Origin of the sequence: Massilia putida (assembly GCF_001941825.1) — a bacterium.
In the GTDB taxonomy this organism is placed as follows: Bacteria; Pseudomonadota; Gammaproteobacteria; order Burkholderiales; family Burkholderiaceae_D; genus Telluria; species Telluria putida.
The window spans coordinates 1,593,080-1,612,575 of the sequence record NZ_CP019038.1 but is presented as its reverse complement, the minus strand read 5'-3'; the positions used below and the strand labels follow the sequence as shown (position 1 = coordinate 1,612,575).

13 protein-coding genes are annotated in these 19,496 nt (G+C 68.3%); 6 read left to right on the top strand and 7 right to left on the bottom strand.

The genetic code is table 11. The features are described from left to right. Positions 1 to 16: 16 nt before the first annotated feature. Positions 17 to 1,354, bottom strand: coding sequence for a BNR repeat-containing protein (locus BVG12_RS09330; RefSeq protein ID WP_075792155.1), 1,338 nt, complete (start codon positions 1,352 to 1,354; stop codon positions 17 to 19). Between the two features lie 55 nt (positions 1,355 to 1,409). Beyond that, positions 1,410 to 1,634, bottom strand: coding sequence for a hypothetical protein (locus tag BVG12_RS09325; RefSeq protein WP_075792154.1), 225 nt, complete (start codon positions 1,632 to 1,634; stop codon positions 1,410 to 1,412). A 14-nt stretch (positions 1,635 to 1,648) separates the two neighbouring features. On the opposite strand from BVG12_RS09325, the gene BVG12_RS09320 reads away from it, so the two are divergent. After that, positions 1,649 to 3,001, top strand: coding sequence for an oligogalacturonate lyase family protein (locus BVG12_RS09320; protein WP_075792153.1), 1,353 nt, complete (start codon positions 1,649 to 1,651; stop codon positions 2,999 to 3,001). Between the two features lie 78 nt (positions 3,002 to 3,079). Continuing rightward, complete coding sequence (locus BVG12_RS09315) at positions 3,080 to 4,153, top strand: LacI family DNA-binding transcriptional regulator (RefSeq protein ID WP_229503844.1); 1,074 nt, start codon at positions 3,080 to 3,082, stop codon at positions 4,151 to 4,153. Between the two features lie 6 nt (positions 4,154 to 4,159). Here the strand turns inward: BVG12_RS09315 and BVG12_RS09310 are convergent, their stop codons facing one another. Next, complete coding sequence (locus BVG12_RS09310; protein ID WP_075792152.1) at positions 4,160 to 5,512, bottom strand: MFS transporter; 1,353 nt, start codon at positions 5,510 to 5,512, stop codon at positions 4,160 to 4,162. Then, a complete protein-coding gene (locus BVG12_RS09305; protein WP_075792151.1) occupies positions 5,509 to 6,942 on the bottom strand; it encodes a glycoside hydrolase family 32 protein in 1,434 nt (477 codons plus the stop codon). The genes BVG12_RS09310 and BVG12_RS09305 overlap by 4 nt, the downstream gene beginning before the upstream one ends. Positions 6,943 to 7,294: 352 nt before the next feature. On the opposite strand from BVG12_RS09305, the gene BVG12_RS09300 reads away from it, so the two are divergent. The 3 genes from BVG12_RS09300 to BVG12_RS09290 all read left to right on the top strand — a co-directional run bounded on the left by BVG12_RS09300 (position 7,295) and on the right by BVG12_RS09290 (position 13,632). Beyond that, on the top strand, positions 7,295 to 9,871 hold the full coding sequence (locus BVG12_RS09300) for a TonB-dependent siderophore receptor (protein ID WP_075792150.1): 2,577 nt from the start codon (positions 7,295 to 7,297) through the stop codon (positions 9,869 to 9,871). Positions 9,872 to 9,961: 90 nt separating this feature from the next. Further along, entirely contained in the window at positions 9,962 to 12,127 is a 2,166-nt protein-coding gene (locus BVG12_RS09295; protein WP_075792149.1) for an alpha-galactosidase, read from the top strand. Beyond that, on the top strand, positions 12,124 to 13,632 hold the full coding sequence (locus BVG12_RS09290; RefSeq protein WP_075792148.1) for a tryptophan halogenase family protein: 1,509 nt from the start codon (positions 12,124 to 12,126) through the stop codon (positions 13,630 to 13,632). The genes BVG12_RS09295 and BVG12_RS09290 overlap by 4 nt, the downstream gene beginning before the upstream one ends. Positions 13,633 to 13,755: 123 nt before the next feature. On the opposite strand, the gene BVG12_RS09285 is transcribed toward BVG12_RS09290, so the two are convergent. The 3 genes from BVG12_RS09285 to BVG12_RS09275 are packed head-to-tail and all read right to left on the bottom strand — an operon-like array spanning position 13,756 to position 18,830. Then, a complete protein-coding gene (locus BVG12_RS09285; RefSeq protein WP_229503843.1) occupies positions 13,756 to 16,113 on the bottom strand; it encodes an alpha-galactosidase in 2,358 nt (785 codons plus the stop codon). A gap of 14 nt (positions 16,114 to 16,127) precedes the next feature. Continuing rightward, entirely contained in the window at positions 16,128 to 17,066 is a 939-nt protein-coding gene (locus BVG12_RS09280; protein WP_075792147.1) for a PfkB family carbohydrate kinase, read from the bottom strand. 21 nt (positions 17,067 to 17,087) lie between these two features. Next, a complete protein-coding gene (locus tag BVG12_RS09275) occupies positions 17,088 to 18,830 on the bottom strand; it encodes an alpha-amylase family glycosyl hydrolase (RefSeq protein ID WP_075792146.1) in 1,743 nt (580 codons plus the stop codon). A 240-nt stretch (positions 18,831 to 19,070) separates the two neighbouring features. Between BVG12_RS09275 and BVG12_RS09270 the strand changes: the two genes are divergently transcribed. Beyond that, on the top strand, positions 19,071 to 19,493 hold the full coding sequence (locus tag BVG12_RS09270) for a DoxX family protein (RefSeq protein ID WP_075792145.1): 423 nt from the start codon (positions 19,071 to 19,073) through the stop codon (positions 19,491 to 19,493). Positions 19,494 to 19,496: the final 3 nt, after the last annotated feature.

The following is a 19,496-nucleotide window of genomic DNA, read 5'->3' as shown; positions in this document are numbered from 1 at the left end:
CGGACATGGCTGCGTGTCAGAACGACGGTTTCCACGCCAGCACGCGGACCATGCTGGGCGGGCGCACCGCCTGGCCTTCGCCGTCGACCTGGGACGTGTCCTGCACGAACAGGTTCAGCTCGGCCTTCTCGCGCCAGAGCTCGGTGTCGAACGTCGGTTCCCAGGCGCCGACGGACGCGTCGTCCAGGTCGCGGATCGACCAGCTGGGCCGGTCGAAATCCGTGATCGTGACGGCCGACACCTTGTTCCCGCGCTCCGCGTCGCGGAACACGAGCACGCCCGCCGGCTGCTGCCGGGCGCTGTCGATCATGATCTGGGGCCGCGCGATCGGGATCGCCTTGGTGCCGCCGCCGGCAAGGGTGAACGGCGTGTGCCGGAATCCGAGCGTGGTCACCCGCCAGCCCGTCGCAGTGAGCCGCACGATCCGGTACTGGGGCACCCGGCTGTCGCTGTCGCGCCAGTAGGTGGCGATGTACGGCCGGCCGTCCCGGTCGGCCGACATCGACGTCTGGTTGATCAATTCGCTGCCGGTCGGGATGCGCGCGGCGTATTCCGCGCTCGCGGCGGTGATCGGCAGGACGTAGCGCTCGCCATCCGATTTTTCCCAGGTCCGGCCGCCGTCCCGCGAACGGGCATAGGCGAGGTCGTGGTTGCTGCTCACGTCGGGCGATTCGCGCCAGACCCAGGACAGGTGGATCGTGCCACGCCGGTCGACGAACGCCTGCCAATAGGCGCTGCGCTCGCCTTCGCCGCTGATCAGGTTGCTGAACAGGCGGCGCCATGTACCCGTGCCCACGTCGTAGCGGTTCACCACGAGATTGCCTTCGCCGGACGCGCCGTTCCGGAACAGGAACAGCAGGCTGCCGTCCGGCATGCGGTGAAATTCCGGGTATGTGACGGCGTCCTCGTCCTGCCCGGTCATCGCCTGCTTGTCGCCCAGCTCCAGTCCGCCCGGCTGCAGGCTCTTCGCATACCGCAGCCGGTTGTCGTGGTGGTCCCAGGCGACGTGCAGATAGCCGGCGCCGTCGACCATGATGCTGATCGTGTTGTGCGCGTCGGCCGCATTGCCCTGGTATCGGGTCCGGTGCAGCGTCCAGTCGCGGGTGCCGGGCTTGCGCCGGCCCAGCACGACATACCGGTCGGCGTCGTAGAACGCGACATACTGCGCGTCGCCGGCGGTGACCAGCGAATTCTTGCGGAATACGACCGTATTTACCGAGTTGGCGGCCCACGCCGGCCCGACGTCGGTGAACGGGGCCGGTGCGGTCGGCAACCGGGCGCAGCCGGCGACTGCGAGCGCCGACAGCGGGGCGGCGAGCAGTCGCGCATAACGGGTTGGAACGGGAATGTGCATGGTCTGTGGAAGGTCTCGTCGGGAGCAGGCTGCATTGTAGATGGGCCGCGCCCGTTCAGAAGAGCGTGTAGCGCAGCGCGGCCTGGAACGTGCGGCCGTCGTGATCGGCACGGCGCAGCCTGGCCATCGTGCCTTCGTACTCCTGGCGGAACGTGCCGGTCAGGTTGAAGCCGTCCACGGCCGGCGCAGTCCGGCGGGCGCGCATCGCAATCACGTTGATGAGCACTTCGATGCGCCAAGCCGTTCCATAATCGATGCCGGACGTTTTTTTCGCCGACATCTCATGGAGTCAACATGTTCAGGTCCCGCACGTTGCGCGCGCTCGTTGTCCTGGCCGCCGCCGGTATCGGCAGCCGGGCGTATGCCGATATGATCCCTTCCACCTGGGTCGACAAGGACACCGGGCACCGTGTCTGGCGCCTGACGCCCGAACCGGAGTCGGCTTCGCTCTATTTCAATTACACGGCGATCAGCCCGGACGGCCGGTGGATGGTGTACAACGCCGCGGACGGCATCCACGGCCTGGACCTGGCGTCGCGCAAGACCAAGCTGCTGGTGCCGAACCACGGCGACCGCATGGCCGCGCGCACGATCGCGGTCGGGCGCAAGACCAACGCCGTGTTCTACCTGAGCGACGACCCGGCGACGAAGGTCACGTCGATCAACCGGGTCGATTTCGATACCGGCGCGCGGCGCAAGCTGGTCGACGTCCCGGCCGGCTACAAGATCGACAGCATCAACGCCGACGAGACGCTGGCGGCCGGGACCTATGAAGTGCGCGGCGGAGCGCGGGCCCGCCAGGAGGCGCCGGGCGGTCCGCTCGACCAGCCCCGCAACAAGGGCGAGATGATGGAACGGCGCCTGGCCGCGCGCATCCCGCTGGTGCTGTTCACGCTCGATCTGCGGACCGGCAAGGCGACCAGGCTGCTGGAGTCGACCGACTGGATCAATCACCTGCTGTTCTCGCCGACCGACCCGTCGCTGCTGATGTATTGCCATGAAGGCCCGTGGCAGAAGGTCGACCGCATCTGGACGATCCGGACGGACGGCTCGGCGAACACGCTGATCCATCACCGGACGATGGCCATGGAAATCGCGGGCCACGAGTTCTGGGGACAGGACGGCAAGACGGTCTGGTACGACTGGCAGTATCCGAAAGGCGCGACCTTCTACGTGGCCGGCTACGACCTCGAGACGGGCCAGCGCACGGCGTACCAGCTCGAGCGCAACGACTGGTCGATCCATTTCAATGTGTCGAGCGACGGCAGCCTGTTCGCCGGCGACGGCGGCGATCCCGGCCAGGTGGCGCATGCGCCCGACGGCGAGTGGATCGTGCTGCTCAAGCCGCAGTCGCTGCTGGGGCAGGGCGCCATCAACGACAAGGGCTTCTGGCAGCCGGGCGTGTTCAAGCCGGAACGTCTCGTGAACATGGCGCAGCACGACTATCACCTGGAGCCGAACGTCCGCTTCACGCCCGACAAGAAGATGGTGGTCTTCCGCACCAATATGTTCGGCCCGACCTATGTGCTGGGCGTCGACGTCGACAAGGCGGCGGCCGGCGCGGCGGACGTGATGTCGACGCCGGAACTGGCGCGCAGGTTCAAGCCGGAACGGCCCGCCGCCACCCATGTCGTCGCGGCGAAGTAGCCGGAATCGGCCCATGCCGATGGTACAATCTTTCATCGTAGCCGCCACCCATCGTTGGCCGTTTTCCCTGAAAGAGCCATGCCGAAAAAAGACGCCCGTCCCGAGTCCGCCCACGCGATCGCAGTGCCGTCGAACGCTTCGCAGCGCCGCCTGCAAATGGCCGACGTGGCGCGGCTGGCCGGCGTCGCGACTTCCACCGTGTCGCGCGCGCTCAACGGCAGTCCGCTGGTCAACGAGGAAACCCGCGAACGCATCCTGGAACTGGCGCGCTCGCTCAACTACACGATCAACGTCGGCGCGAAGAACCTGAGGCAGGGGAATATCCGCACGATCGCGGTCGTGATTCCGTATGACGAGGAGAGCCGCCAGCACCTGTCCGACCCGTTCTTCCTCAGCATGCTGGGCACGCTGGCCGACGCGCTGACGGACCGCGGGTTCGACATGCTGGTGGCGCGCGTGAGCTCGCAGCACCTGGACGCGGCCGCGCATTACTACGAGACCGGGCTCGCGCTGGGCATCATCCTGATCGGCCAATGGCGCCATCACGACCAGCTGAACCAGCTGGCCGCGCGGCGCGTGCCGCTCGTCGTGTGGGGCGCGAAGATGGAGCAGCAGTTGTATTGCACGGTCGGCAGCGACAACGTGCATGGCGGCGACCTCGCCGTCAGCCATCTCGTGTCGCTGGGCCGGCGCCGCATCGCCTTCCTCGGCGACGTCAAGTTTCCGGAAGTGGCGCAGCGCTACGACGGCTACCGCGCGGCGTTGGCGCGGGCCGGCATCGCGTTCGATTCCAAGCTGCAGGTGACGGTGCCGTTCAATGCCGACGATTGCAGGCGTGCCGTCCAGCGCATGGTCGACGAAGGGCTCGACTTCGACGCCATCTTCGTCGTCAGCGACCTGCTGGCCATGACCGTCATTAACACCTTGCGCGAATGCGGCCGCGACGTGCCGGGCGACGTGCCGGTGGTCGGCTTCGACGACATCGCGCTCGCCACCTACTTCCACCCGCCGCTGACGACGGTCCACCAGAGCATCGAGGATGCCGGGTCGGCGATGGTCGAATCGCTGCTGGCGCAGATCGCCGGAGAGGCCGCGCCGCCCAGGTTGCTCGCGACGCGCCTGATCGTGCGCGGCAGCAGCGCCGCCGCCTGACCGGCCTCAGGACATCTTGTCGCCGGTAAGCAGCCCGTTCGAGGCCGGCGCCTTCTCCGGCACGCCCACGAACAAGGTCGCCACCGCCGCGCCGAGCAGCAGTACGCCGGCCAGCGCCACCACGTGGCCCGGATCGCCGTTCAGCCAGCCGTGGTAGACGAAGGGCAGCGTGACGCCCTGGATCAGCATCGGGATCACGATGAACATATTGAAGATCCCCATGTAGACGCCCGTGCGCTCGGGCGGGATCGAGCCCGCCAGCATCACGTACGGATTGCCCATGATGCTGGCCCAGCCCAGTCCGACGCCGATCATCGGCAGGAACAGCATGGCCTTCGTCGTGATCGTGGGCAGCGCCAGCATCGCGACGCCGGCCGCGCACAGGCAGATGCAGTGCATGATCTTCGGGCCGAAGCGCCGCGTCAGCGGGATCATGGCAAACGCGCCGAGGAACGCGACCGTGTTCGAAAAGCCGCCGATCTGGCCGTTGACGAGGACCGCGTCGCGGAAGCCGTCCGAGTTCGGGTTCGTGGTGTGGAACAGGGTCCGGCCGATCATCAGCGTGAGGAATTGCCAGTAGCACGCCATGCCATACCACTGCAACAACTTCATCAGCGCCAGCTGGCGCATCGCGCGCGGCATCTCGACGATGGCGTCCCACACTTCGCGCAGGCTGGCGCCGAACGACATCGGCTTGGCCGCGAGCTCCGCGCGCTGCTCCTGGGTCAGCGGCAGTTCCGGCACGCGCAGGATCGACCACACGATCGTCGTCAGCGACAGCACGGCGCCGATCAGGAACGTGATGCGCGTGATGACGGGGATGTGGTTGCCGTCGACCGCGTACTGGCTCATGCCGAAGTAGACCATGAGCGACGGCGTCAGGTAGGACAGCATCTGCGCGAGCCCCGTGAACGCGCTTTGCGTGAGGAAGCCGAGCGAGTGCTGGCGGCTGTCCAGCCGGTCGCTGACGTAGGCGCGGTACGGCTCCATCGTGATGTTGTTGCCGGCGTCGAGCATCCACAGCAGGGCGGCCGCGGCCCACAGGCTGGGGCTGTACGGCATCAACAGCAGACCGAGGCTGCAGATGATCGCGCCGATGAGGAAGTAGGGCGTGCGCCGGCCCAGGCGCGAATGGGTGCGGTCGCTCATCGCGCCGATCAGCGGCTGCACGAGCAGGCCCGTGATCGGTCCCGCGAGCCACAACAGCGGCATGCTCGCCTCGTCGGCGCCGAGGTAGCTGTAGATGGCGCTGACGTTGCTTTGCTGGAGGCCGAAACTGAATTGCAGGCCGAAGAAGCCCAGGTTCATTTCGAGGATCTGGCGCAGGCTGAGGCGCGGTTTGGTGTAGGGGATGTTCATGCGAGCTGCCAGAGATCGAGGGATAAAAGGTCGACGCCGCCGTCGCCGGCGTACAGCGCCAGCGTGGCGGCGGGCGTGGCCGGGAAGACGAGTTCCGTGATCGTGGCCGCGCCGCCGTTCACGAACACCTCCACCGAGCAGTTGTCGACGAGGATGCGCAGGCGCAGTTCGGGCCCCGGTTCGACCGGCGCCGCGCGGCGGCCCGGGAAATTGGGGTGGTCCGTCATCAGGCCGGAACGGGAGCGGTCGACGAACACGGCGCCAGACGCCGCATCGTAGCCGATCAGCGTGTGGTCGCCGTCGGCGGCGCCCAGGCGCAGGCCGAATTCGCGGGCGTCGCGCAAGGCGAAGCGCGCTTCGATGTCGCACTGCATGTCGGCGAGCGGCCAGGCGCGTTCACCGTGTTCGAGCCGCATGCCGGCGACTTGCGTGTGACCGGTGCGCCGCGCGGCCAGCTGCGCCAGCGGTTCCTGCACGAGCAGCAGGCCGTGCGCATCCTCGCGCAGCGCCAGCCGCCGCGGCTGCGACATCGCGCCGCGCCACGGCTGCGTGGGCGTCGTTTGCGCATAGCGGTGATTGTTCATCCATCCGATCCAGACAGGGCCTCCGCTGCCTTCCGGCAGGCCGTTCCACGACAGCGCCGCGTAAAAGTCGGCGCCGAAGTCGGTCCAGCGCGCGGCCTGGGCCGGACGGGGCGTGAAGCGCACGCCGTCGAAGTGGCCGACGAAGTATTGGCTGCCCGTGGTGCCGCTCACGTGGCCGTGGAACACGTCGACTTTCAGCACCCAGGCCGTGCCGCCTTGCCATTCTACCGGGAAGAGGTCGGGGCATTCCCAGATGCCTTTCGTGCTGCCCGCGGGACCGAAGTCGCTCAGGTGGCGCCACGACTTGAGATCGCCCGATGCATAGAACGCGACGCGGTGCTGGTCCGGCAGCACGACGGCCATCAGCCAGAACCCGCCTGCCGCGTACCACTGGACTTTCGGGTCGCGGAATTCTGCCAGGCCCAGGTCGAGCACGGGATTGCCCGCGTACTTCGTCCAGGTGCGGCCGCGGTCCGTGCTGTACGCGATGTGCTGGTTCTGCAGGCCGCCGGGGTTGCGCCGGCACGCCGTGTAGATCGCGACGAGGGCCGTCTCGCCGGGGCCGGCGAAGCCGCTCGTGTTGTGCGTGTCGACCACGGCGCTGCCGGAAAACATCAGCGTGTGCTCGTCCGCGTGCAGCGCGACGGGGAGCTCTTCCCAGTGCTGCAGGTCGGCGCTGACCGCATGGCCCCAGCCGATGTCGCCCCAGACGTCGCCGTTCGGGTTGTACTGGTAGAACAGGTGATATTCGCCGTCGAACCACAGCAGGCCGTTCGGATCGTTGATCCAGTTGCGGCGCGGTGTGAAGTGATAGCCGGGGCGGAATGCCGGCGGGATGTCGTGCATGTCGGTGTCTCCTTGGCGTGTGGCGCTTTTTTATGTCGATCAGCATAGCGTTGATTGCAAACGTTTGCAATCAATTCCAATCCGGGCGCCGACCCGCAGGACGCACATGGAAAAGTGTTGTAATTTTGTCGCAAGCATCCGGGTACTGAGAGTCAGAATGGTGCCGTTACCAGCGGCCAGCTATATATATTGCAGACGAGCTTTTTGCCTCAGCGAAAATATTTGCGTCCTGGCCCGACTTCAAAAAAGTTTTATTACAATCGATTGCAATTGCTTGCGGTCTTGATTAACATGGTTTTAGCGCTGAAGCATCGCCGGCGTCCACACCCGAATAAGAGAACGAGGAGACCTCATGAAGCACTACAACAAGCGTGCGCTGTGCGCCGCCGTCCAATCCATCTTCGCCGCGTCCGCCGTGGCCGCGCTGACGGCCCCGGTGGCGCAGGCACAGGAAGCGGCCGCCGCGCCGGCTGCCGCGCCGGCCGCGAAGCAGGGCGACACGCTGGGCCTGAACACCGTGGTGGTGACCGGCGTCTCCGGCGGCAAGAGCAAGATGCGCAGCTCGATTTCCGTGACCGACGTCGACGCGCAGCAGATCGCCGATTTCGCGCCGCGTTCCGAAGCCGAAGTGCTGCACCTGATCCCCGGCATCCGCGCCGAAAGCTCGGCCGGCCCGGGCGGCAACTCGAACATCACGGTGCGCGGCCTGCCCATCGCATCCGGCGGTTCGAAGTACGTGCAGCTGCAGGAAGACGGCCTGCCTGTCGTCGAATTCGGCGACATGAACTTCGCCAACAACGACTACTGGCTGCGCTACGACGCCAACGTCGAGCGCGTGGAAACGGTGCGCGGCGGCTCCGCCTCGACGTTCGCCTCGCACGCGCCGGGCGCCATCATCAACTTCATCAGCAAGACGGGCGAGGAAGACGGCGGCACCGTCTCCCTGTCGCATGGCCTGAATTACAAGGAAAACCGCACGGACCTCGAATACGGCGGCCATATCCGTCCGGACCTGCGCTTCCACATCGGCGGCTTCTACCGCGACGGCGAAGGCCCGCGCGCCAGCTCGTACAACACGGAGCGCGGCTACCAGATCAAGGGCAACATCACCAAGACCTTCAATAACGACAAGGGCTACTTCCGCGTCAACTTCAAGGCCCTGGACGATCACGCGCCCACCTACACCAGCATGCCGGCCAAGGCCGAGATCAGCGGCAACAAGCTGTCGGGCTTCTCCAACATCCCCGGCTTCGACATCCTGCGCGACTCGCAGAACTCGATCTACAACACGAGCGCGCCGAAAGTCGGCCCGGTCGGCACGGCGGCCGGCGTGGCCGACCTGACGAAGGGCATCTCGGTCAAGTCGAACTCGATCGGCTTCGAATTCCACAACCAGTTCGACGGCGGCTACACGGTCGACGACAAGTTCCGCTACACGTCGCAGAGCGGCGCGTTCCAGTCCCAGTTCTGGGGCCTCGACACGCTGGCCGGCACGCTGGCCGGCTTCGGTGCGGGCGCGACGGCCGTCTATGCCAATGGCCCGAAAGTCGGCCGGGCCGTGACGCAGGCGAACCTCGCCACCGGCTACATCTCGAACGGCGCGGCCATCGACGTGCACACGCCGGACATCGGCCACTACGCGAACGACCTGTCCGTCGGCCGCAACTGGAAGGTGGGCAGCGCCACCGTGGGCGGCAAGGCCGGCTACTACCACGCGAACCAGAACATCGTCGAGCAGTGGTCGATCAGCGGCCGCCTGATGGAAGTGGGCCGCGACGGCGCGTTGATCGACATCCGCAATGCCAGCGGCGCGGCGCTCACCACGATGGGCCTGACGGGCTACAACGACCAGTGGGGCGGCTGCTGCGCGCGCAACTACGACGCGCAGTACATGACGGACGCGCCGTACCTGGGCCTGACCTACGCGAACGGCCCGCTCGACATCGACGCCAGCGTGCGCCACGACAGCGTGAAGGCCAGCGGCAGCTACACGGGACCGATGCAGGTGGCGGGCGGCGTCGACGCCAACGGCGACGGCAGCATCACGGGCGCCGAACGCAACGTCTACGTGATCGACACGGCGCATCCGCACCCGGTCAACTACAAGGTCAGCTACAACTCGTACTCGCTGGGCGCCAACTACCAGTTCGACAAGGACGTCAGCTCGTTCGCCCGCGTCAGCCGCGGCGGCCGCGCGATCGCCGACCGCCTGCTGTTCTCCAGTAACATCGACGCGAACACCGGCGCGCTGGCGGCCGGCGCCGATGCCGCGGCCGTGGCCCAGGTCAAGCAGGTGGAGATCGGCCTGAAATATCGCGGCCGCCGCGACTGGGGTTCGTTCGGCCTGTTCTCGACCCTGTACCACACGACGGTCAGCGAATTCGATTACGACCAGACCCGCACCATCGGTCCGAAGCTGAACCAGACGGGCTACCGCTCCAACGGCGTCGAACTGGAATCCGTGCTGCGCATCGGCGGCTTCGCGCTGAATGCCAACGCGACCTACACCGACCTCAAGATCACGTCCGATCTGGTCGGCCAGGCGACGGGCAACAGCACGGTCGGCAACACGCCGCACGGCACGCCGCGCTGGCTCTTTTCGATCTCGCCGCGCTACGATTTCGGCGTCGCGCAGGTCGGCTTCACGGTGGTCGGCCAGAGCAAGGTGTGGTCGGATGACGCGGACACGATGCAGGTGGAAGGCCGCAGCCTCGTCAACGCCTTCGCGAACTACAATGTGGCGCCGAATACGACCTTGAGCCTGAACGTGAACAACCTGTTCAACAAGGTCGCGTTCTCCGGTGGCGTCGACCAGGGTTCGCTGGCGCAGATCCGCGCGCTCGGCGCCGCGATCGGCGCGCAGGGCGTGGTGTCGTCGCGTCCGGAAACGGGCCGCACGGCCAGCGTCTCGATCCGCTACGCTTTCTGAGCCGGGTAGGGTGGGCACCCCTGTGCCCACCCTACCGCAGCATCCGCCGCCCGGCTTCGGGCGGCATTTCCATTTCTGGACCGGTCAATCATGTACGCCAAGACACCCGATTCACCCGCCGATTACATCGCCCTGCACGGCACCCACAGCTCGCTCGTGCTGGAACTGCATGCGGACGAAGCGCCGCTGTGGCGCTACTGGGGCCCGCGCCTGCCCGCCGGCGCGCTGCCTGCCGCCCCGCTGCGCGCCGGCCGGCCGCTGCCCAGCTTCATGCTCGATTTCGACCAGCCGTTGACCGTGCTGCCGACCTTCGGCGTCGGCTGGTTCGGACAAAGCGCGCTGCTCGCGCACCGCGCCGGCACCGCGTTCGCGCAGGCGTTCACCGCCTGCACGTTCGACTGGATCGAGCCCGGTCGCGCCGTCGTGCTGCACCTGGCGGACGACGAGGCGCAGGTGCGCGCCGACATCACCCTGCGCCTCGATGCGGACAGCGACGTGCTGGTCGCGCGCACGGCGCTGACGAATCTCGGCACGACGCCGCTCGACGTGCAATGGCTGGCGGCGCTCACGCTGCCGCTGCCGGGCGATTGCGCCACGGTGCGCTCGTACGCGGGCCAGCACCTGCACGAATTCATGCTGCAGACCGACCCGCTGTCGCGCAGCCTGTGGCGGCGCGAGAACCGGCGCGGCCGCACGTCGCACGACTGCTTCCCCGGCGCCGTCGTGTGCGCGCCGGACGCGGGCGCGGACAGCGGCGCGGTCTACGGCGCCCATCTCGCATGGTCCGGCAACCACCAGCAGACCATCGAATGGCTGCACGACGGCCAGTACCAGTGGCAGCTCGGGGAATGGCTGGCGCCCGGCGAAGGCTGGCTGGAACCCGGCCGCACGCTGGAGACGCCGGAAGTCGTGGCCTCGTTCTCGAACGCGGGCTGGAACGGCCTCGCCGCGAACTTCCACGCCGAGCTGCGTGCGCGCCTGGATTGGCCGGGCGGCCGCATGCGCCCGCGCCCCGTGCACCTGAACACGTGGGAGGGATTCTATTTCGATGTGCATCCGGAGCCCGTCAAGGAACTGGCCAGCGCCGCGGCGGACCTCGGCATCGAACGCTTCGTGCTCGACGACGGCTGGTTCCACGGCCGCCACCACGACCGCGCGGCGTTGGGCGACTGGTGGCCCGACGAGACCAAGTTCCCCAACGGCCTGGGCGACCTCGTCGCGCACGTGACCGACCTGGGCATGGAATTCGGCCTGTGGTTCGAGCCCGAGATGATCAACCCGGACAGCGACCTGCACCGTGCGCATCCCGACTGGTGCTTGCTACTGGCCGGCCGCCCGATGCTCACGGCGCGCAACCAGCTCGTGCTGGACATCGCCCGGCCCGAGGTGGCGGACTACCTGTTCGAGAAGATCTCCGGCCTGCTCGGCGCGCACGCCATCCGCTACATCAAGTGGGACCACAACCGCGACCTCACGACGGCCGGCCTGCCTGACGGCCGCGCGGGCTACCGCGCACAGGTGCTCGCGTTCTACGCGCTGCTCGCGCGCCTGCGCGCCGCGCATCCCGACGTGGAAATCGAAAGCTGTTCTGGCGGCGGCGGGCGCATCGACTTCGGCGTGCTGCGCCACGCGCACCGCGTCTGGGCCAGTGACTGCATCGATGCCGTGTCGCGGACGAGCATCCAGCGCGGCTTCCTGCAGTTCTTCCCGCCCGAGATCATGGGCGCACACGTCGGCACGGCGCCGGCCCACACGACGGGCCGCAGCCAGGCGATGGCCTTCCGCGCGGCCGTCGCCTTGCCGGGCCACCTGGGCGTGGAGCTCGACGTCCGCGCGCTGGGCGCGGCGGCGAAGTCGGAACTGGCGGCGTGGATCGCGCTGTACAAGCGGCTGCGCGGCCGGCTGCACGCGGGGCGCGTGTGGCTGGGCGAGGGGCAGGACGGCTTGCTGTGGCAAGCGCATGGCGACGCAGGCGACCTGCTGCTGTTCGTCTACCGCCGCGAGCCGAGCACGCACCGCTACACGCCGCCGCTGCGGCTGGCCATGCTGGACGCGGCCGCGCAATACCGCGTGACGGAGATCCGGCCCGACGGGCTGCCGGATGCGAGCCACCGCGCGCCCTTGCTGGATGCGATCGGCAGCGCCGACGGCGCCGCGTTCAGCGGCGCCTGGCTCGCCCACGCGGGCCTGCCGGTGCCGCGCGGCCACGCGGAAACGGCGTGGATCGTGCGCCTGCAACGGGAGGATGCGCAATGACGAACATTGACCGCCGCTTGCGCGGCATCGTCATCGTCGGCGGCGGGTCGGCCGGCTGGATGGCGGCGGCCGCCTTGTCCGCCGTGGTCGGCGACGGCTGCACCGTCACGCTGATCGAGTCGGAAGAGATCGGGACGGTGGGCGTCGGCGAGGCGACCATCCCGCCCATCAAGATCTTCAACCAGACGCTGGGCCTGGACGAGGCGGAATTCCTGCGCCGCACGCAGGGCACGTTCAAGCTGGGCATCGAGTTCGTCGACTGGGCGAAGGTGGGGCGCCGCTACTTCCACCCGTTCGGCCCCCACGGCATGCAGTTCGACGCCGTGCCGCTGCACCAGTACTGGCTGCGGGGCCGCACGGCGCAGGGCGCTTTGGCCCTGGACGAGTACTCGATGGCGTGGGCGGCCGCCAGCCGCGGACGGTTCGACAAACCGTCGCGCGACCCGCGCCAGATCGCGTCGACGTTCGATTACGCCTACCACTTCGACGCCGCCCTGTATGCGGCCTATCTGCGCGAGGTCGCGCTAGGCCGCGGCGTACGGCGGCTGGAAGGGCGCATCGTCGGCGTCGACCTGCGCGGCGCGGACGGCTTCGTCGAAGCGGTGCGGCTGGCGGACGGCAGGGCCGTCGCCGCCGACCTGTTCATCGACTGCTCGGGCTTCCGCGGCCTGCTGATCGAAGACGCGCTGCACACGGGGTACGAGGACTGGACCCACTGGCTGCCGTGCGACCGCGCCATGGCCGTGCCCAGCGCGCCGGACGGCGACCCCGCGCCATACACACGCTCGACGGCGCGCGCGGCCGGCTGGCAATGGAAGATCCCGCTGCAGCACCGGGTCGGCAACGGCTATGTCTATGCCAGCAAATATCTATCGGACGACGAGGCGGCGGCCACGCTGCTCGCGAACCTGGACGGCCCGGCGCTGGCGGAGCCGCGCGCGCTGCGCTTCGTCACGGGCCGGCGCAAGCGCTTCTGGAACCGCAACGTCGTGGCACTGGGCCTGGCGAGCGGCTTCATGGAACCGTTGGAGTGGACCAGCCTGCATCTCGTGCAATCCGGGATCTCGCGCCTGCTCGCGCTGTTCCCCGACCGCGACTTCGACCCGTTCGTCATCGACGAGTACAACCGGATCGGCGTCAACGAGTACGAGCGCATCCGCGACTTCATCATCCTGCACTACAAGCTGACGGAGCGCACCGACACGCCGCTGTGGCGGGCCTGCGCGGCGATGGACGTGCCGGACACGCTGGAGCGCAAGATCGAGCATTTCAAGCGTTACGGGCGGCTGGTGAGCGACGGGCCGGAACTGTTCGGGAACGCCAGCTGGCTCGCGGTGCATGTCGGCCAGCTGAACTGGCCGCAGCGCCACGATCCGCTGGCCGACCTGCGCGGCGTGGACGGCGCCGCGATGCTGGCGCGCCAGCGCGAGGCGATGGTGCGTGCGGCGGCGGCGATGCCGACGCACGCGGATTTCATCGCGCGATACTGCGCAAGCGCCAGGTAGGGTCGGCGGCCCGCCGCCCACGCGTGACGTCCGCATGCCGCATGCGTCATGCGCGGGCAGGTTTCATTCGAGGCCGCCGGCCTCGAATGCCCGCCCTGCCGTTGGCGCCGACCGGAACAGGTCTTATTTGCGCAGGTGCCAGCTCGCGCTGAGGAAGTCGGCATTCATGGGCGGCAGGAACAGCCCGGCGTACATCAGCTGGTCGCCGCCATATCTCTTCCCGTCGGCCTCGCAGACGTATTGCGCGGCCGGATCGAGCCCGCGCAGGCGCAGCCAGTCCAGCGGCGCGTTCGCTTCGGCCAGCACGTGCACGTAGACGACGAACGCTTCCGACTTGTCCTTCGCGACGACCATCCACGCGGCGTCGTTGCCTTCGAACGGGCTGCGCAGGCGGTAGAAATCGCCGAACTGGATCAGTCCCCGCAACGCCTTGTACTGCGCCACCTGGCGCTTGACCTCGGCCTTGTCTTCAGGTCCCATCAGCGACAGGTCGAGCTCATAGCCGAAATTGCCCGACATCGCCACGTTGCCGCGCGTGCGCAGCGGCGTGACGCGGCCGACCTGGTGGTTCGGCACGGCCGACACGTGGCTGCCCATCGCGGACAGCGGGTACACGAGGCTCGTCGCGTACTGGATGCGCAGGCGCGCAACGGCGTCCGAGTTATCGCTGGTCCAGGTCTGCGGCATGTAGTACAGCATGCCCGGATCGAAGCGGCCGCCGCCCGACGCGCAGCTTTCGAACAGCACGTTGGGGAAGCGGCTCGTCAGCGTCTCCAGGATTCCGTACAGGCCGAGCATGTAGCGGTGCGCCGTCTCGCGCTGGCGCGCGGGCGGCAGCAGGCTCGATCCGATCTCGCTCATGTTGCGGTTCATGTCCCACTTCACGTACGCGACAGGCGCGGAGCGCAGCACGGCGCTGACGGCCTCGAGGATATAGGCGCAGACGTCCTTGCGGCTCAGGTCCAGCACGAGCTGGTGGCGCTGCTCGGTGCGGTCGTGGCCGGGCACGTGCAGGCACCAGCCGGGATGCGCGCGATACAAGTCGCTGTTCACGGAGATCATCTCCGGTTCGAACCACAGCCCGAACCGCATGCCCAGCCGGTTCACGCGTCCGGCCAGGTCGGCGAGGCCGGCGGGCAGCTTGCGCTTGTCCACGACCCAGTCACCGAGCGAGCTGTGGTCGTCGTCGCGCTTGCCGAACCAGCCGTCGTCCAGCACGAACAACTCGATCCCGAGGTCGCTGCCCGCCTTGGCGATGGCTTCCAGCTTGGTCGCGTCGAAGTTGAAGTAGGTCGCTTCCCAGTTGTTGATCAGGACGGGACGCGTACGGTCGCGGAAGGTGCCGCGCGCCAGGCGGGTGCGATACAGGCCGTGATAAGTGCGCGACATCGCGCCCAGGCCGGCGTCGCTGTAGACCATCACCAGTTCCGGCGCCTGGAACGCCTCGCCCGGGGCCAGGAGCCACTCGAAATCGAAGTCGTTGATGCCCATCGAGACGCGCGCCGTGCGGTACTGGCCGACCTCCACGCGCGCGGCGAAGCTGCCGCTGTACACGAGGGAAAAGCCATAGACGTCGCCGTGGTCTTCGCCCGCGCCGGGCGAGAGCAGGGCGATGAACGGATTGTGTTCCAGGCCGCTGGCGCCGCGCCGGCTTTCGATGCCCTGCATGCCGGGCTCCAGGCGGCGCCGGATGATCTCGCGCTCGCGCGCCCAGTCGCCGGACAGGTGCAGCAATTCGAAGTGCGCATGCGGGAAGTCGACGGCGCCGCTGTATGCGCGCGCCAGCCGCAGCGGCGTGCGGCCGCCGTTCGTGAAGCGCACCGAACGCGCGATCGCATCGATGTTCGCGAACGCGGTGTAGCTGAGGGCCACCACGAGGCCGGACGGCTCGTCGCGCAAGGTGATTTCCAGCGTGGTCGCTTCGCCATCGCCCTCGACGTAGGTGGCGGGCAGGCCTTCCAGCTTGGGCTTGCCGGCGACGATGCGGTGGCTCACGTAGCGCAGTTCCGTGACCGTGGTGCCGTTGGCCAGCCGGACCTGGTACGCAGGATGGCGGAAGTCGCCCGTGCCGTAGCCGGGGAATTCCTGCGGCTGCGTATTGGGCGAGAAATCGCGGTCGCCGAGGTCCGCATGGGCCGGCGGCACGGCGTCCTCGTGGCCGTTGCGCATGCCCGGCCAGGAAGCCGATTGCAGGCGCCGGCCCCAGTACACGTGGGCCAGCATGCCACCGCGGATCACCTGCAGGATGTAGCTGGTGGACGGCGTGCGCAGGTGGAAGGTCTTCTGCCCGGCGTCGTAGGTGATCGTCGGCGTGCCGGGCGTGGCGCTCGCGCTCGCGAGGGCGGCCGCGCTCCGGCCGGCATCGGCCAGCGCATCGCGCGCATTGATCGCGCCGAGGCCCGCGAGCATGGCTTGCAGGACGGTGCGGCGGCGGGGCCGCGCGGGTCCATCGGTTGGCGTCGTTATTGTGGCTTGATCCATGGTGTCTCCTCGTGTCAGGCGAGCCAGCTGTCGATGAAAGGCCGATAGAAGTCCAGGCTGGATGGTACCGCACCTGCGATGCAGCAAACGGCGCCCGCGAATTCGTTCGCACGTACGAGGGTCTGCTCCAGCGGCCAGCCGCGCGCGCGGCCGACGAGGAACACGGCGGAGAACGCGTCGCCCGCGCCGACCGTGTCGACGAGCGCGCCCGGCATGGCCGCCGGCGGCGCCTCCACCAAGCCGCCGTCCGCGCCGAAATACACGGTCCCGCGCGGGCCCAGCGTGACGATCAGGCCTTGCAGATTAAAGATCCGCATCAGCGTGGCGCAGGCGTTCCGCACGTCGGCGTCGCGCATGTCGTCCGTCACCGGCCGCAGATGCGTGTACCAGCCGAACAGGTTCTCCAATTCTTCTTCGTTGACCTTCACGACATCGGCCGCGTGCAGCGAGTGGTACACGCACCGCTCCGTGACGCCCGTGCGTACGTTCAGGTCCAGGTAGCGGTGCGCCGTGTCGGCTTCCATCAGGCGGGCGAGGGTCCGCTGCGATTGCGGCGCGCGCAGTGCCAGCGTGCCGAAGTACAGGGTATCCGGCGCGCCTTCCGCACAAGCGGCCAGCGCCGGGCCGGCCTCGATGGCGTCATACGCCTGGTCTTCCAGGATCGCGAAGCGGTGGCTGCCGCCGTCCCCGCTGCGCTCGACGAGCACGCGGCCCGTCGGGCGCTCCGCGTCGACCTGCACGCCGGCGAGGTCCATGCCGAAGCGCGCGCATTCGGCGCGCACGCGGCCGCCGTTCGCATCGTCGCCGACCCGGGTCACCATCAGCACGGCCTGGCCGAACGCCGCCAGGTGCCGCGCCACGTTGAACGGTGCGCCGCCCAGCACTTGGTGGTCGCCGAAATCGTCGACCAGCGCTTCGCCGAACACGGCGATCGTTTGTTTCGAATGTTCCATTGTGTCTCCTCGTTGTCGTTGTCAGTGCAAGCGCTCGCCCGTCTCTCGGTCCAGCCAGACGCAATCCCACGGACGCAGGACCCAGCCGTCGGCCGCGACGTCGCGCTGCGAAAAGTTGAACAGCCCGAGGAAGCGCGTGCCCCGGGCCAGCGCGAGCAGGGCCGGGTCGGACGTCTCCAGCACCGTGCACGGCGCGCCTGCCGCCAGGTCGGGAAGACGCCCGCGCAGCGCGACCAGGCGCCGCAGACCGTCGTAAATGCGCCCGCCCGGGCTGTCGGCCGCGACGCCGCCGGCAGGGAAGGCGGCCCGTTGCACCCAGCGGCTGTCGTGCGCGCGGGCAGGGTCGAGAAGATAGCCGTGGTCGTTGACCATGCCGATCTCATCCCCCATGTACAGCATGGGCAGGCCGCCGAACGCCAGCGCCAGCGCGTGCAGCAGCAGCACGCGGCGGATCGCCGCGTCGACGTCGCCATGCTGCACACCGCACAGAGACGCCGCCGTGCCGTTCGTCGCCAGGCCGCCCTGGAACGCGACGCCGTCGGCGAAGCCGCGCGCGCCGTTGTAGAAATCGGCAATGGCGGCCAGCCGGTCGATGCGGCCCGCCTCGGGCAGCAGGTGCTTCCAGCCGATGTCGTCGTGGCAGCGGACATACGTGAGCCAGCTGGCGCCCGCCGGCAGCGCCGGGGTGGCGCCGGCGACCGCGCGCACGAGGCTCGCGTCCTGCTCGGCCAGCGCGGCCCAGCCGGCCGTCATCAACGTGCTGTGGTAGGCGAGGTGGCATTCCGGCGCGTCCGCCGTGCCCAGGTAGGCGGGCAGTTCGCGCGTCGGCACGATCGCTTCCGCTTTCAGCAGCACACCCGGCGCCGCGATGCCGACGATGGCGCGCAGCGCCTGCAGGATCATGTGCGCCTCCGGCTGGTTCATGCAGTCGGTGCCGAGGCGCTTCCACAGGAAGGCCGTGGAATCGAGCCGGAACACGTCGATGCCGCGATTCGCGAGCCGCAGCATGGCCGCCGCCACCGCCGCGAACAGCGCCGGGTTGGCATAGTTCAGGTCCCACTGGAACGGGTAGAACGTCGTCCAGACCCAGCCGCCCATCCTGGCGTTGAACGTGAAGTTGCCGGGCGCGGCCTCGGGGAAGACCTGGCCCAGGGTGCGTTCGTAGGCGTCGGCCTCCTCGCGCCCGGGCAGGACGTGGAAGAAGCCGCGCAGGCGTTCGTCGCCGGCGCGGGCGCCGGCGGCCCACGGGTGGTCGTCGGCGACGTGGTTCAGGATCAGGTCCGAGCACAGCGAGATGCCGGCCGCGCGCAGCTGCGCCGCGAGGTCTTCCAGGTCGTCCATCGTGCCGAAGCGCGGATCGACCTCGTCGAAGCTGGCCACGGCGAAGCCGCCGTCGCTCTCGCCGGCGCGCGGCTTCAGGAAGGGCAGCAGGTGCAGATAGGTCACGCCCAGATCGCGCAGGTGCGGGATGCGGGCCGCGACGCCGGCCAGGTCGCCGCCGAAACGGTCGACGTACGCGCTGTAGCCCAGCATCGTCGGCGCGCAGAACCAGTCGGGGTTCTCTTCCCGCGTACGGTCCAGCGCCTGCAGTGCCGACGGGCGCGCGGCCATCAGGCGCTCGACGTCGGCCATCAAGTCGGCGTACCACGCATCGTGGCCGGGCAGGTGACCGTACAGGCGGTGCAGGCGGTCGCGCAGGATGCCTTCGTGGCGGTCGAGGCGCCGTTGCAGGGCGGCGGAAAGCGGGGAAGACATCGTGGTCATGGAACTCGTATCAAAAAGGGGATGGGCGAGGCAATTATTTCCTAAAACCGCAACAATTACAATCGATTGCAATAGGAATTTTACGGAACGACTGCGCGGTCTCTGGCTTGGTATTGCAAACGATTGCATTGGCCGGCGCCGCCTGCCCCTTCGGAATTGCCGGTTCGATATCGTGCGATGTCCTGTCCGGCGTACAATCACCCATCGGTACGTGCTGACATTCACTCACGAGGAGTCACGATGGAAACGACGAACCGCATCCCCGCGACCGACGACGCGGGCAAACTGGTCCTGCGCGTGGTGCTCGCGATCCTGATCCTGTTTCACGGCGTGTCGAAGGTCATCGGCGGCATCGGGTTCATCGCCGGGATGCTCGCGAAGGCGGGCCTGCCGGCCGCATTCGGGTACCTGGTGTATATCGGCGAGGTGGTCGCGCCGGTCCTGATCCTGCTCGGGCTGTTCACACGGGCCGCCGCGCTGATCGTCGTCGTCAACATGATCGTGGCGCTGCTGCTGGTCCATACGAGCCAGTTCTTTTCGCTGTCGAACACGGGCGGCTGGGCGCTCGAACTGCAGGGAATGTATCTGGGGACCGCGGTGGCGCTGGCCCTGCTGGGGGCAGGGCGCTACAGCATCGGGGGGATAGGCGGCCGCTGGAATTGACCG